The sequence below is a fragment of the Rhodanobacter glycinis genome (genome assembly GCF_900114325.1).
Taxonomy (GTDB): Bacteria; Pseudomonadota; Gammaproteobacteria; order Xanthomonadales; family Rhodanobacteraceae; genus Rhodanobacter_A; species Rhodanobacter_A glycinis.
Genome location: NZ_FOSR01000017.1, coordinates 12477 through 25833 on the forward strand (window position 1 = coordinate 12477; position 13357 = coordinate 25833).

At 64.3% G+C, this 13357-nt stretch carries 13 protein-coding genes and 1 tRNA gene; 3 read left to right on the forward strand and 11 right to left on the reverse strand.

The window, feature by feature from the left end:
- Positions 1-73: 73 nt before the first annotated feature.
- From BMY90_RS14750 to BMY90_RS14765, 4 genes are all read right to left on the reverse strand, one after another.
- Complete coding sequence (locus BMY90_RS14750; RefSeq protein ID WP_092705000.1) at positions 74-1450, reverse strand: porin family protein; 1377 nt, start codon at positions 1448-1450, stop codon at positions 74-76.
- Between the two features lie 146 nt (positions 1451-1596).
- The gene (locus BMY90_RS14755; protein WP_092705001.1) at positions 1597-2511 is read right to left on the reverse strand and encodes a glycine betaine ABC transporter substrate-binding protein; all 915 of its coding nucleotides are present in this window, start codon (positions 2509-2511) and stop codon (positions 1597-1599) included.
- Between the two features lie 26 nt (positions 2512-2537).
- Complete coding sequence (locus BMY90_RS14760; protein WP_008214863.1) at positions 2538-3389, reverse strand: ABC transporter permease; 852 nt, start codon at positions 3387-3389, stop codon at positions 2538-2540.
- A complete protein-coding gene (locus tag BMY90_RS14765; RefSeq protein WP_008214866.1) occupies positions 3386-4618 on the reverse strand; it encodes a quaternary amine ABC transporter ATP-binding protein in 1233 nt (410 codons plus the stop codon). The genes BMY90_RS14760 and BMY90_RS14765 overlap by 4 nt, the downstream gene beginning before the upstream one ends.
- A gap of 360 nt (positions 4619-4978) precedes the next feature.
- Here BMY90_RS14765 and BMY90_RS14770 point away from each other — a divergent pair, with 360 nt between their 5' ends.
- On the forward strand, positions 4979-5986 hold the full coding sequence (locus tag BMY90_RS14770; protein WP_092705002.1) for an NAD-dependent epimerase: 1008 nt from the start codon (positions 4979-4981) through the stop codon (positions 5984-5986).
- A 92-nt stretch (positions 5987-6078) separates the two neighbouring features.
- On the opposite strand, the gene BMY90_RS14775 is transcribed toward BMY90_RS14770, so the two are convergent.
- Together BMY90_RS14775 and BMY90_RS14780 are read right to left on the reverse strand one after the other, a co-directional pair.
- Complete coding sequence (locus tag BMY90_RS14775; protein WP_008214868.1) at positions 6079-6528, reverse strand: CopD family protein; 450 nt, start codon at positions 6526-6528, stop codon at positions 6079-6081.
- Positions 6529-6631: 103 nt separating this feature from the next.
- Positions 6632-7405, reverse strand: a complete 774-nt coding sequence (locus BMY90_RS14780) for a porin family protein (RefSeq protein ID WP_245735054.1) — start codon at positions 7403-7405, stop codon at positions 6632-6634.
- A gap of 288 nt (positions 7406-7693) precedes the next feature.
- Here BMY90_RS14780 and BMY90_RS14785 point away from each other — a divergent pair.
- Positions 7694-7768: transfer RNA gene (locus tag BMY90_RS14785), tRNA-Val, on the forward strand.
- Positions 7769-7838: 70 nt separating this feature from the next.
- Here BMY90_RS14785 and uvrB read toward each other — a convergent pair.
- The gene (gene uvrB / locus BMY90_RS14790) at positions 7839-9857 is read right to left on the reverse strand and encodes an excinuclease ABC subunit UvrB (RefSeq protein WP_092705004.1); all 2019 of its coding nucleotides are present in this window, start codon (positions 9855-9857) and stop codon (positions 7839-7841) included.
- Positions 9858-10009: 152 nt separating this feature from the next.
- On the opposite strand from uvrB, the gene BMY90_RS14795 reads away from it, so the two are divergent.
- Positions 10010-10561, forward strand: coding sequence for a GspH/FimT family protein (locus BMY90_RS14795; protein ID WP_175481587.1), 552 nt, complete (start codon positions 10010-10012; stop codon positions 10559-10561).
- A gap of 161 nt (positions 10562-10722) precedes the next feature.
- Here BMY90_RS14795 and BMY90_RS14800 read toward each other — a convergent pair whose 3' ends face one another.
- The 4 genes from BMY90_RS14800 to BMY90_RS14815 all read right to left on the reverse strand — a co-directional run bounded on the left by BMY90_RS14800 (position 10723) and on the right by BMY90_RS14815 (position 13243).
- Positions 10723-11226 (reverse strand): TPM domain-containing protein, encoded by a 504-nt coding sequence (locus BMY90_RS14800; RefSeq protein WP_092705006.1) that lies wholly within the window; start codon positions 11224-11226, stop codon positions 10723-10725.
- Position 11227: 1 nt separating this feature from the next.
- Positions 11228-12103: a TPM domain-containing protein gene (locus BMY90_RS14805; RefSeq protein ID WP_092705007.1), complete on the reverse strand. Its 876-nt coding sequence runs from the start codon at positions 12101-12103 to the stop codon at positions 11228-11230.
- Between the two features lies 1 nt (position 12104).
- The gene (locus tag BMY90_RS14810) at positions 12105-12728 is read right to left on the reverse strand and encodes a LemA family protein (protein WP_092705008.1); all 624 of its coding nucleotides are present in this window, start codon (positions 12726-12728) and stop codon (positions 12105-12107) included.
- Between the two features lie 140 nt (positions 12729-12868).
- Positions 12869-13243 carry a diacylglycerol kinase gene (locus tag BMY90_RS14815; RefSeq protein ID WP_092705009.1) on the reverse strand — a complete coding sequence of 125 codons (375 nt, stop codon included), beginning with the start codon at positions 13241-13243 and terminating at the stop codon, positions 12869-12871.
- Between the last annotated feature and the right edge of the window lie 114 nt (positions 13244-13357).

Here is a 13357-nt window from a genome sequence, read left to right on the forward strand (position 1 = left end):
ACGAAGGCCGGGATCCAGTACCTCCAGGTTGTCGCGAGGAAAGTCGCTGGAATGACGAGCAGAAGCCCTCTCCCTAGAAGTAATACCCGAAGTTGATGTTGAAGCGATGCTCCACCCCACCGTTGCCGGCCATGCTGCCGCCGATGAACGGCTGGTTGCGTGCGGTGACGAAGTCGAAATAGGTGAACAGGCCGCCCGCCGCCATCGACATGCCGGTGATGTTCATCCACGTATGCGGCAGGTGGCCGGACTTGTGGTTCACCAGCGAGTAGTCGTTGTAGAAGGTGAGCGCAGTGATCGGCCCCCATGACACCGGCAGCTTGTAGGCCACGTTGCCGGTGTAGCTGTGCGCCCGTGCCGCGATGGAATCGTAGAAATCGTACGCGCCCACCGCCAGGCGATCGGCACCATCGTTGACATGATAGGCATAGCGCGCCGCCTGCAACTGCAGGTTCCAGCGACCGATGTCGGTGTTCATGTGCAGCGCTTCGGCGTCGTAATGGCCTACCCGCTGCGTGCTGCTTTCCAGGCTGCCGCGCAGGGCGGACGCGCCCACCTCGACCGAGCTGTGCTCGCCCGGGCGGAAGGTGTAGGCCATCCGCGCCGCACCGGTATCGGCCACGCCGATCGGGTGCGCCGGATCGTCGAAGTTGCCTTCGCCAGGCAACCGGTAGCCCACCACGTTGTAGGTGTAGCTGTCGGCTCGATTGCTGACGAAGCCGTCGACACCGCCCATCGAATCGTTCTTGAAGAAGCCGATCTGCACGTTCCACGGATCACCACTGTGCACGTACAGCGCACCCATCTGGTAGCTGTCTTCCAGCCCCAGGTAATAGTTGGAGCTGAAGAAATAGTTGTGCGAGTCGAACGGCTGGTTGCCGAACGGCACGCGGGTGAGGCCGAGCTGGCCTTCGTCCTTGTCGGTGAACTTGTAGCCGACCCAGGCGTGATGGATCGCGCTCATGTACTGGAACCAGCGGTACTGGGCGGACAATTCCACATTGCCGATCGAACCGTTGAGATCGAGCCGGAAGATGTCGAAATCCATGTCGCCACGGCGCTTGCGGTTGCCCTTGTTGTAGCCCTCGCGGCTGTACTGGAAGCGCACCGCGCCACCCAGCTTGATGCCGTCCTTGCTGGCGCTGGCGGCCGCCTGGCGGCTGTCGTCCGACTTGGCTTTCGTGTCGGCCACCGCCACCGTTTCGGCACCATCTGTTGCCGTGTCGGCATCCGTCGCTTTTGCGGACGTCGCGACCGTAGCCTGCGCCGGGTGCTGCTTCATGCTGTCCAGCTCGCGCTGCAAGGCATCGATCTGTGCCTGCATCGCGGCGATCTGGGCGGGGCTGTAGTGCTGCGTGGCGGACGCATCCTGCTGCGCTGCCTGCGCCGGCATGGCCAGGCAAGCGCCCAAGCCGATGGCGATGGCGCAGGCCAATGGTTGGAAGGTCATGGGTTTCATCCTCGTGAACAAAAATGGCCGCGCGTCGCGGCGCCACGCGCCGGAATTGGCGCGCAGGCGCCCGCGCTGCCCGAACCGGGCAACGGGAAACGATGCGGACGAACATCAGGTCCGGCGCCTGGGCGCCGGACCCGGGATCAAGGCGTGTCGGACACCCAGCCGGCAACCTTCTGCGGATGCGCCTTCACCCAGTCATGGGCATCGGCCGCCGCATCGGCGCCCTGCTTCTGGTCTTCCGCCATCACCTGCTGCATTTCCTCGGGCGACCAGTGGAAGCCGTCGAGCACGCGCCAGGCGCCGGGCATGTCCTGCTTCAGGCCCTTGCGCGCCAGCGTGTCGATATCCTCGGCACCGCCGAACACGCCCTTGGGATCGGACAGGTACTTCAGCTTCCAGCGCGCCCACATCCAGTGCGGCGTCCAGCCGGTGACCACAATCCACTGGTGGTTGTCGATAGCACTCTTCAGCGCCGCCGTCATGGTGGCGCCGCTGCCGTCGACCAGCTTGAGCGGCAGCTTGTAGGCTTCGATGGCCTTCTGTGTGATGCCCATCTCGCCGGCACCGGGATCGATGCCGACGATCCGGTCCTGGAACTTGTCGGCGTTGGCCGCCAACTGGTCGATCGAATCGATGCTGACGTAGTCGGGCACGACCAGACCGATCTTGGTACCGGTCATGTTGGGACCGAGATTGTCCAGCTTGTCCTTGGTGCGCGCGTAGTAATTGGCATGGGTGCTGGGCAGCCATGCGCATACGGTGGCATCGGCGTCGCCATTGGCAATCGCCGAATACATGGCTGCGCCGCTTACCGACAGCGCCTTGACCTTGTAGCCCTGCTGTTCCAGCACGGCCTGCACCACGTGGGTGGCCGCCGTGCAACTGGCCCATTCCACATAGACCAGCGTCACGGTCTTCGAGGCGTGGTCGCCGGTCGCCGGAGTAGCCGCATTGTCTTGCGCGGCGCCCTGTCCGGATGGCGAACAGGCGGCCAGTGCAACGGCGGCCAGTGCGCCGACAACCGCCGTGCGCAAACGATTCTTCTGGATTCCCATGGCTTTCTCCTGTGGCTGTGCCGCGATCACTTCGCGGCCTTGGCGGACGGGTTGCGCCCGATTCGTTGGGTGACCCGGTCGAGGATCATGGCGAGGATGACGATGGCGATGCCGGCCTCGAAGCCCTTGCCGGGCTCCAGCCGCTGGATCGCCTGCCACACCACGCCACCGAGGCCGCCGGCACCGATCATGGCAGCGATCACCACCATCGACAGCGACAACATGATGGTCTGGTTGATGCCGGCCATGATCGTCGGCACGGCCATCGGCAACTGCACCTTGAACAGTTTCTGGCGACGGGTGGAACCGAACGCATCGGCCGCTTCGATCAGGTCGCCGGGCACCTGGCGGATACCCAGCGCGGTGAGCCGGATGGTCGGTGGCGTGGCGAAGATCACCGTGGCCACGCTGGCCGACACTGCGCCCAGACCGAAGAACGGAATCGCCGGAATCAGGTACACGAAGGCCGGCATGGTCTGCATGAAATCGAGGATCGGCATTACCACTTTCGAGGCGCGCGTACTGAGCGCCGCAAAGATACCCAGCGGCAAGCCGATGGCCACGGCGATCGCGGTGGAAATCAGCACCAGGGTGAAGGTTTCCACCGTGGCCGACCACAGTCTCAAATCCCACAGCAGCAACAGGCCGAGCAGGCTGAACACGGCTACGCGCCAACCGGCGGCGCGCCAGGCCAGCAGCGCCACGATGATGATCAGCAGCCACGGCGGCAGCCACAACAGGCCATGCACCAGGCCATCGATCAGGATCGAGATGATGTGACTGAAGGCCTTGGTGATGAAGGCGATGTGCAGCGTGAGCCAGTCCAGCGCCACGTCGATGCCATGCGCCAGCGGCAATTTCGGAATGGTGAAATTCATGCGTTCGCGCTCCTTTCATCCGACTCGGGCGCGGCATCGGCGGGATGATTCGCACTGCTCTGCGCCAGCGCGTTGATCACGCGCGGCCGGGTGACCACGCCCAGCAGCTTGCGTTGCTCGTCCACCACCGGCAGACGGTAGGGCCAGGTGGCCATGAGGTTGATGATGTCGGTCAGCGGCGTGTCGGGCGCAATGGTGGGCGCATCGTGCTGGATCAGCTCGGCAATGCTCTTGCGACCGTCCTGCACCGCCTTGCCCAACTCGTCGAGCGTGACAGTCCCCACCAACGTGTGATCGCGTTCGACCACCAGCATGCTGGTGTCGCTGCCCTCGGTCATCTTGTGCAATACCGTGCGCGGACCGTCCTGCGGGAACGCCACTTCGCGCGCGCGTCCCATCACGGTACGTGCCGTCAGCACCCGCGACATGTCCACGTTCTCCACGAAACGCTCGACGTAGGCATTGGCCGGGTTGTTGAGGATGTCCTCGGGCGTGCCGATCTGCACCACGCGGCCGTCCTTCATCAACACGATGCGGTCGCCGATCTGCAGCGCCTCGTCCAGATCGTGGGTGATGAACACGATGGTCTTCTTCATGCGCCGTTGCAGCGACGCCAGCTCCTGCTGCATGTCGCGGCGAATCAGCGGGTCGAGCGCACTGAATGCCTCGTCCATCAGCAGGATGTCCGACTTCACCGCCAGTGCGCGGGCCAAGCCCACGCGCTGCTGCATGCCGCCGCTGAGCTGGCCGGGGCGGGAATCTTCCCAGCCTTTCAGGCCCACCAGCTCCAGCGCCTCGAGCGCACGCTGGCGACGCTCGGCGGCGTCGACGCCCTGCACTTCCAGCCCGTAGGCGGCGTTGTCCGCCACGCTGCGATGCGGGAACAAGGCAAAGTGCTGGAACACCATGCTGATCTTGCGCCGACGCAGATCGAGCAATTGCTCATGGTCGAACCTGGTGATGTCCTCGCCGTCGATGAAGATGCTGCCGCGGCTGGACGGATTGAGACAGTTGAGGCAACGCAGCAAGGTCGACTTGCCGCTGCCGCTCAGCCCCATGATGACGAGCAGCTCGCCCTCTTCCACGTCGAAGGACACGTCGGCGATGCCGACCGCATGTCCCGCCTTGCGGATATCCGCGTTGCCCACACCCTGGTCGAGCATGCGCAATGCCTGCTCCGGATGTGGCCCAAAGACCTTGGTGAGATGTTCGACCTTGATTTTCTGCATGGCTCCTTTGCCTGGATGATTGCCGCAAAGCGATGGCGACATCGCGCGACTGCGCTTCAAGCGAAGCGCCGCGGGCAAACACTGGGCAAAAGGACACTAGGGGTCGGAGGCATGCAGCGCATGCCGGCCCAGGTTCGGGAAGGGTGATCGGCTTATTCTACCTGAACGGAGCGACTATCTCAAACACGTGCGCGATGCAATAGGCCAATCCCCCGCGTTTCAGCACGACATTTCGCTTCCGCTCAGCAAGCAAATTCGCCCCGACAGTGAAGCCCGTCGTCCACCATGCTTACCGCAATGAAGCCTCGCACGCGGCAGGCCGCTAGAATGATTCGCCCCGTCACACCTTCGGAATCACCCATGCGCATCCTCGTCACCGGTACCGCCGGCTTCATCGGCGCCGCACTGGCGCAACGACTGCTCGACCGCGGCGACGAGGTGCTGGGCATCGACAACCACAACGATTACTACGATCCCTCGCTGAAAGAAGCGCGCCTGGCACGCTTCGTCGATCACCCGGGTTACGCCCACCGGCGCGCCGACCTGGCCGACGCCAGCGCGGTCAACGATGCCTTTGCCAGCTTCAAGCCGCAGCGCGTGGTGAACCTGGCCGCGCAGGCCGGCGTGCGCTATTCGCTGACGAATCCGCAGGCCTATCTGCAGAGCAATCTGGTCGGTTTCGGCAACATCCTCGAAGGCTGCCGCCACCACGCGGTCGAGCACCTGGTCTACGCCTCCTCCAGCTCGGTGTACGGCGCCAATCGCAAGATGCCGTTCGCGGTGGAAGACGCCGTCGACCATCCGGTCAGCCTGTATGCCGCCAGCAAGAAAGCCAACGAACTGATGGCGCACAGCTACAGCCACCTGTACGGTTTGCCCACCACCGGCCTGCGCTTCTTCACCGTGTATGGCCCGTGGGGCCGACCGGACATGTCGCCGATGCTGTTCGCCGACCGGATCAGTCGTGGCGAGCCGATCGACGTGTTCAACCACGGCAACCACAGCCGCGACTTCACCTATATCGACGACATCGTCGAAGGCGTGATCCGCACGCTCGACCATCCGGCCGAACCCGATCCGGGCTACGACGCGGAAGCGCCGAATCCCGGCACCTCGAACGCGCCCTATCGCGTCTACAACATCGGCAACGACCAGCCGGTACAGCTGATGCGTTTCATCGAACTGCTGGAACAAAACCTGGGGCGAAGCGTGGAGAAGCGCCTGCTGCCGATGCAGCCCGGCGACGTGCCGGACACCTGGGCTGACGTGTCGGCGCTGCGCCGTGACGTGGGCTATGCGCCGGGAACGTCCATCGAGGACGGCGTGGCGCGCTTCGTGGATTGGTATCGGGAGTACTTCAATCGCTGACTATCCGGTAGGAGCGCACCCTGTGCGCGAATGCTCTCGGCCAGACCTCGCAAAAAGCCTTTCGCGCACAGGGTGCGCTCCTACACGCATCGTCAGAACGGCTTGGCCAGCACCAGGTAGACCACGCCCAGCAGCAGCAGCACCGGCAATTCGTTGAGCCAGCGCAACGCCTTCGCGGACGGCAGCGCGATGCCTTTGCCGCTGCGCTTCAACAGGCGCCCGACCCACACGAAATAGACCAGCAGCAACGCCACCAGGGTCAGCTTGGCATCGATCCAGTGCATGCCCGCCACCACGTTGGGCAACGCCGATGGCCACAGCCGCCATCCCTGCCACAGCGTCAACCCGAACAGGAAGGCGATGCCGAACATGTTGTGGCCGAACTTGTACAGCCGCCGCCCCATCAACAACAGCCGCGCCTTCACCGCCGGCTCTTCGCCGGCTTCGGCAAGGTTGACCAGGATGCGCGGCAGGTAGAACACGGTGGCCATCCAGGCGATCACGAACACCACATGAAAGCTCTTGATCCACACGTAAAGCATCGCCGGCATCCGCGTCAGAAGATGTCGGCGATTCTTGCACAAAGCACACGGCACCAAGCTGCCTGCGCCTGAGGTGCGACCGCCGGCCGCACCTGGGTGAGCGTCAGAAACGTGCGCGCAGGTAGAGCGCAGGACCGTCGGACTTGAGATCCAGCTTGGCAGTGGCGTCGCGGTATTTCTTGTTCAGGTGCAGGCGCGAGGCGGAATACTCCAGCGCCAGGCCCACGTTGTGCCATGGGAACCATTCGACGCCGAGCGAAGCATTCCAGATATGCCCGTTGAGGTCGCCGCCATTCTTTTTGACGCCGGCCACGTCAGCATACATGCGCCACTGATCGCTGAAGGCGTGCCGCCAGCCCAGCGTCAGCATCGGCGCCCATTCGCTGTCGTTGTAGCTGGCCGAGGCAGTACCACTCTCGGACCCGGCGTGAGCCGAGCCGTCCACACGGAAATCCACCTTGTAGTACGCCGCACCCAGGCCCACGCCAAACACGTCGCTGGAGTGGCCGAACCACCACTTGTACGAGGCCGAACCGAAGTCGTAATTCACCGTGCCCTTGATGTGCGCACCCACGTCAGTGCCCAGCGCGGGAATCGGCTGGTAGTAATCGCCAGTGCGGTTGCGGTGGATCTGGTAGTAATCGAACGAGAATCCCTGGCTGTCGCCGATCAGGAAATCCGCACGCACACGCGGGTCGACGCTGCGCTTCTTCAAGCCAAGGTCGTGCTCGAAATTCAGCTTGCCATCGAGACCCGAATAGGCATCACGCCCCTGCGCCGACAGGGTCGTGGTGTTGTTCGAGTAATAACCGCCCAGCCACAGGCTGACGCGATCAAGTGCAGGAGACTGCTGGGCAAACGCCCCCGTACTGGCCATGCCAAGCGCCACGGCCGAGGCAAGCAATGGAAGGGAGCGGGAGCGGAGCAAGCGGTGCGGCATGTTGGAACCTCATCGTCGGGGATCACGAGGGCACCACTATCGCGACCCGCGAGTCGCCTCCCGGTGAACGACATACGCCCGAGCATGGACGCAATATTGATGCTCGTGACCGCGCTCTGAATGGAGCCTGCGCCTGCCTTTACGCGCCCTGGAGCCGGGGCGCTTGTGGCAGCTCGACGAGTCACCTATACTGCGCGGCTCGCGCGGCAGCTTGCTGCGGGAATCGGGCGGTTAGCTCAGCGGTAGAGCACTACCTTGACATGGTAGGGGTCACAAGTTCGATCCTTGTACCGCCCACCAATTCGGTGAAACAAAGGCCACCCTCGCGGTGGCCTTTGTCTTTCCGGCGCACGCCGCCATGCAGCCCCGCTCAACGCAGCGACTGCTCGCGCAGTTGGTGGATCTCGTCACGCAACTTCGCCGCATCCTCGAATTCCAGGTTCTGGGCGTGCTTGTACATCCGCGCTTCCAGTTTCTTGATCGCGGCCGCGGCCTGGGCCGGGTCCATCGAGGCATACGCTGCCGTCGGCTCGGCCACGGCGCGCGTCTTGCCACGACTGCCGCGCCCGCGTGCCGGCGCCTCGCTGCGCGCACCTTCCATGATGTCGGCAATCCGTCGCACCACCGTTTTCGGGGTGATGCCGTTGGCCTCGTTGTACAGCATCTGCTTCTCGCGGCGCCGCGCGGTCTCGTCCATCGCCGCGCGCATCGAACGGGTCACCTCGTCGGCGTAGAGGATGGCCTTGCCGCGCACGTTGCGGGCGGCGCGGCCGATGGTCTGGATCAGCGAGCCGGTGGAGCGCAGGAAGCCTTCCTTGTCCGCATCGAGCACCGCCACCAGCGACACCTCGGGCATGTCCAGGCCTTCGCGCAGCAGGTTGATGCCGACCAGCACGTCGAACTCGCCCAACCGCAGATCACGGATGATCTCACTGCGTTCGACCGTCTCGATGTCCGAGTGCAGGTAGCGCACTTTCACGTCGTGCTCGGCCAGGTATTCGGTAAGGTTCTCGGCCATGCGCTTGGTCAGCGTGGTGACCAGCACGCGATCGCCCATGGCAATGCGCTTGTGCGCCTCGCCGAGCAGGTCGTCGACCTGGGTGCGAACCGGGCGCACTTCCACTTCCGGATCGATCAGGCCGGTCGGGCGCACCACCAGCTCGGTCACCGCGTCGCCGGACTTGTCCAGTTCGTAGGCGCGTGGCGTGGCAGAAACATAGATGGCGCGCGGCACCCGCGCTTCCCACTCTTCGAAACGCAGCGGCCGGTTATCCATCGCCGACGGCAGGCGGAAACCGAATTCCACCAGGGTTTCCTTGCGCGAACGGTCGCCCTTGTACATCGCGCCGAGCTGCGGCACGGTGACGTGCGATTCGTCGACCACCAGCATGCCGTCGGCCGGCAGATAGTCGAACAAGGTCGGCGGCGGTTCGCCCGGTTCGCGCCGGGTCAGGTGGCGCGAGTAGTTCTCGATGCCCTGGCAATAACCCACCTCGGCCATCATCTCCAGGTCGAAACGCGTGCGCTGCTCCAGCCGTTGCGCCTCGAGCAGCTTGTTCTCGCGATACAGGTATTCCAGCCGTTCCTTCAGTTCGACCTTGATCGTCTCGATGGCGTTGAGCACGCTTTCGCGCGTGCTGGCGTAATGGGTGCGCGGATAAACCGTGTAGCGGGGAATCTTGCGGATCGTCTCGCCGGTGAGCGGGTCGAACAGCGCCATGTTCTCCACTTCGCCATCGAACAGTTCGATGCGCAACGCTTCGGTTTCCGACTCGGCCGGGAACACATCGATGATCTCGCCGTGCACGCGATAGGTACCACGACGCAACTCCATCTCGTTGCGGGTGTACTGCAGCTCGGTGAGCTGGTGGATCAGCTTGCGCTGGTCGATGCGCTCGCCCTTGGCCAGAATCAGCCGCAGGCTCAGGTAATCCTCGGGATTGCCCAGGCCGTAGATCGCCGACACCGTGGCCACGATGATCGAGTCGCGGCGCGACAGCAGCGCCTTGGTCGCCGACAGCCGCATCTGCTCGATGTGCTCGTTGATCGAGGCGTCCTTCTCGATGAAGGTATCCGACGCCACCACGTAGGCTTCCGGCTGGTAGTAGTCGTAATAGCTGACGAAGTACTCCACCGCGTTATGCGGAAAGAACTCCCGGAACTCGCCATACAGCTGCGCCGCCAGCGTCTTGTTCGGTGCCATCACGATGGTCGGGCGCTGCACGCGCTCGATCACGTTGGCGATGGTGTAGGTCTTGCCTGAACCGGTGACGCCAAGCAGGGTCTGCGATGCCAAACCGGCCTCGAAACCCTCGCTGAGGCGTTGAATGGCCTCGGGTTGGTCACCCGCGGGCTGGTAGGGCGCGACAAGTTCGAATCGATCAGTCATGGATGACGATATGCGGGCACGAACCCGCATATTAAATCGCCCCTGCTGACAAGACATGTCAGCAGCGACCGACACGATGAGGGCATTTTCGCCGCAGACGCCGCTTCCAGCGCGATCTAGCCTGAATACAGGCGATGGCAGGAGGCCGGATCGTGCGCATTTCGGGGCAGCGTACCCAAACAGGAATCAGCCTGATCGAACAGGTCATGGTCGTCGCGGTGGTCGCGGTCCTGGCGTGCGTCGCCATGCCGTCGCTGGGGAAACTGGTGCAGGGGCATCAGTTACAGGCAACCCAATTCACCTATCTCGCCACCTTGCGCTACGCCCGCAACACGGCCATCACGCACAACAGCCGCATCCTGTTCTGTCCCAGTGTCGATGGCCGGCACTGCAGGGACACTGCCGACTGGACCCAGGGCTGGCTGATTGCCCGCGACCGCGACCGCGATGGCCAGCCGGATGGGCCGCCACTGCGTACCGGTCGCGTACCAAGGCGACTGACCGTGCTGGGCACCGCCGGACGCAAGCACGTGCGCTTCCTGCCCGATGGCACCGCGCTCGGCAGTAACCTCAGCCTGCTGTTCTGTTCATCGGGCGATGATCGGCAGGCCTTGCGCGTGGTGGTCTCCAACGCCGGCCGGGTGCGCGGGGCGACCGCAACGCCGGAGCAGTCAGCCATCTGTGCCGCGGCGGCTGGCTCGTGAGAACGCGCGTGGAATCTTTCCGGATTGACAACTGTAGGAGCCCGCTCGCGGGCGATGCTGCTGCTCTGGCTCACCATCAGCAGTTGCAAAAAAAGCATCACCCGCGAGCGGGCTCCTACAGGTCGCAAAGTGGGCGATCGGATGCGCCCTTGAACAGGCGCTCAGAGCAGTACCGGTCGATCCGGCAACTCGTCGAGTCGTTCCGCACCATCGCCCGGGAAATGCTGCCGCAACAGGCCATGCGCATCGGCAATGCCCTGCAACGCGCCTTCGCGCCATTCGCCACGCGCGAAGCGGTCGCGCATGCGCGTACAGAGCGCATCCCATTCAGCCGCTGTCACCCGCTGCGCGATGCCGCGGTCAGCCACGATCTCGATGCGGTGTTCGGCCATCAATACGTAGAACAGCACACCGCAGTTGTGTTCGGTATCCCATACGCGCAGGTGGGTGAACACCTGTCGCGCGCGGGTCGGGGCATCCAGGCCCTGCAGTACCGCCCACGGACTCAGGCGCGACTCGAAGGCCACGCGTACCTCGCCCTTGTGGGTTCGCTCGCCGGCCGCAATGGCATCGGCGATCTCATCCAGTACGCGCGCGGGAAAACGCCGGCGCAACTGGAACCAGCCATCGAACAGATTCGCGCCCAGGCGCTGGAAACGACTCATCTCACCAGCCCCCCGACGCGCCACCGCCATTGAAACTGCCGCCACCACCACTGAAACCGCCGCCACCGCCAAAACCACCGCCGCCACCGAAGCCGCCACCGCCGCCCCAGCCGCCGAAACCACCCCAGCCACCGCCGCCGATCGAGCGTCCCGCCCCACCCGGCAGCAGCATGAACACGGCGCCAATCACGCCGCCAAGCAAACCGATGCCAGCGGAAGCCAGCAGCCACATCAGGCCACCGATGACCAGGCCGCCCACCGGTGCGCGCACCAGCGCATGCGTCCGCCCCAGCACGCCGCGCAGGAACATCGCGGCGAACAATCCGACCATGAAGATGCCCTGGAACCCGTTGCCATGACGCTCGTGCGTCGCACCTTGCACCGGCGGTGGCAACGGCTCGCCGTTGATCAGCAGGGTGAGCGCACCCACGGCATCGCTGATGCCGCCGAAGTAGTCACCGGTACGGAATTTCGGCGCGAGGTATTCGCGGATGATGCGTGCAGCCGCCGCGTCGGGAATCGCCCCTTCCAGTCCCGCACCTACCTCGATGCGCACCTGGTGGTCGTTCTTGGCGATCAACAGCAGCACGCCGTCATCGATCCCCTTGCGGCCGACCTTGTTGGTCATCGACACGTCCAGCGAATAGCTGTCGATGGGCTGCGGCTGGGTGGTACCCACCATCAGCACCACCAGCTGCGCGCCCTTGGCCTTTTCCAGTGCCACCAGCTGCGTGTCGAGCTGGTCGACCTGCTGCGCGGTCAGTGTGCCGGTGAGATCGGTGACGTGCCGGGTCAGTTTCGGCACGTCGGTGGCATGCAGCCAGGCCGGTGCCAGCAACGCCAGCACCAGCACGCACAGCAGGCGACTCAGGCGCACCTCAGTGCCCGGCCGACGTGGCCGGCGCCGGTGTGCTCGTGCCGAAATTCACGGTCGGCGCGGTGGAAATCGCCTTCTCGTTGTCCACGCTGAAATTCGGCTTCACCGTGTAGCCGAACATCTTCGCGGTGAGGTTGTTCGGGAACGTGCGGATCATCGAGTTGTACTGCTGCACCGCCTGCACGTAACGCTGGCGCGCCACGGTAATGCGATTCTCGGTGCCCTCCAGCTGCGCCTGCAGGTTCTGGAACAACCCATCGGCCTTCAGGTTGGGATAGTTCTCGCTGACCACCATCAGCCGCGACAGCGCGCCGGTGAGCTGGCCCTGCGCTGCCTGGAACTGCTTCAGTTTCTGCGGATCGTTGATGGTGTCGGAATTCACCTGGATGCTGCCTACCTTGGCACGCGCCTGGGTCACCTCGACGAATACCTTTTCCTCGTGCTGGGCGTAACCCTTCACCGTGTTGACCAGGTTCGGCACCAGGTCGGCGCGGCGCTGGTACTGGTTCAGTACCTCCGACCACGAGGCCTTGACCGCCTCGTCCTGCCGCTGGATGGCGTTGTAACCGCAGCCGGTCACCGACACGGCAAGCAACATCAGTACGAGGTTGCGAAGAAACTTCATGACGACACTCCTGATCGTGGATAGCCCATTGCAACACCCATGCGGCACGGGCGCAATTGCGGCACGCCACCCTGCCCGGGAAAGGCTCCATCGACACACCGTAGCTTGCCAATCATCGCCGCCCCGGAAATCCGGACCCTTCAGATCCAGCGCGGCACCAGCACCAGCGCCCAGCACAGCGCGGTGGCCGCCAACAGCAGGAACACTGCCGCCGAGCCCAGGTCCTTGGCCCGGCCGGCCAGCTCGTGGAAGCCCGGGCTGACCAGGTCCACCACCGCCTCGATCGCGGAATTGAGCAGTTCGGCCGACAGCACCAGGAAGATCGGCAGGGTCAGCGCGATCTTCTCCAGCGCACCATGCCCCAGCCACAGGCCCACGGGTACCAGCACGATGGCCAGCAAGGCTTCCAGGCGGAACGAAGCCTCGTGCCGCCAACCGGCGCCCAGGCCTTTCATCGACCAGCGAAAGGCGTTCCAGAGCTGACTCGGGTTACCGCGAAATCCGCTGCCGGGCATGGGTGGGAGATCTCCGTGGACAACCGCCCGTGACGGGCGGCAAGGCGCGCATGATGCCACAAGCCTCTCGCGGATCGCGGAGTGCATCCAGCCGGCCCGTCATGTCGCAGCGCA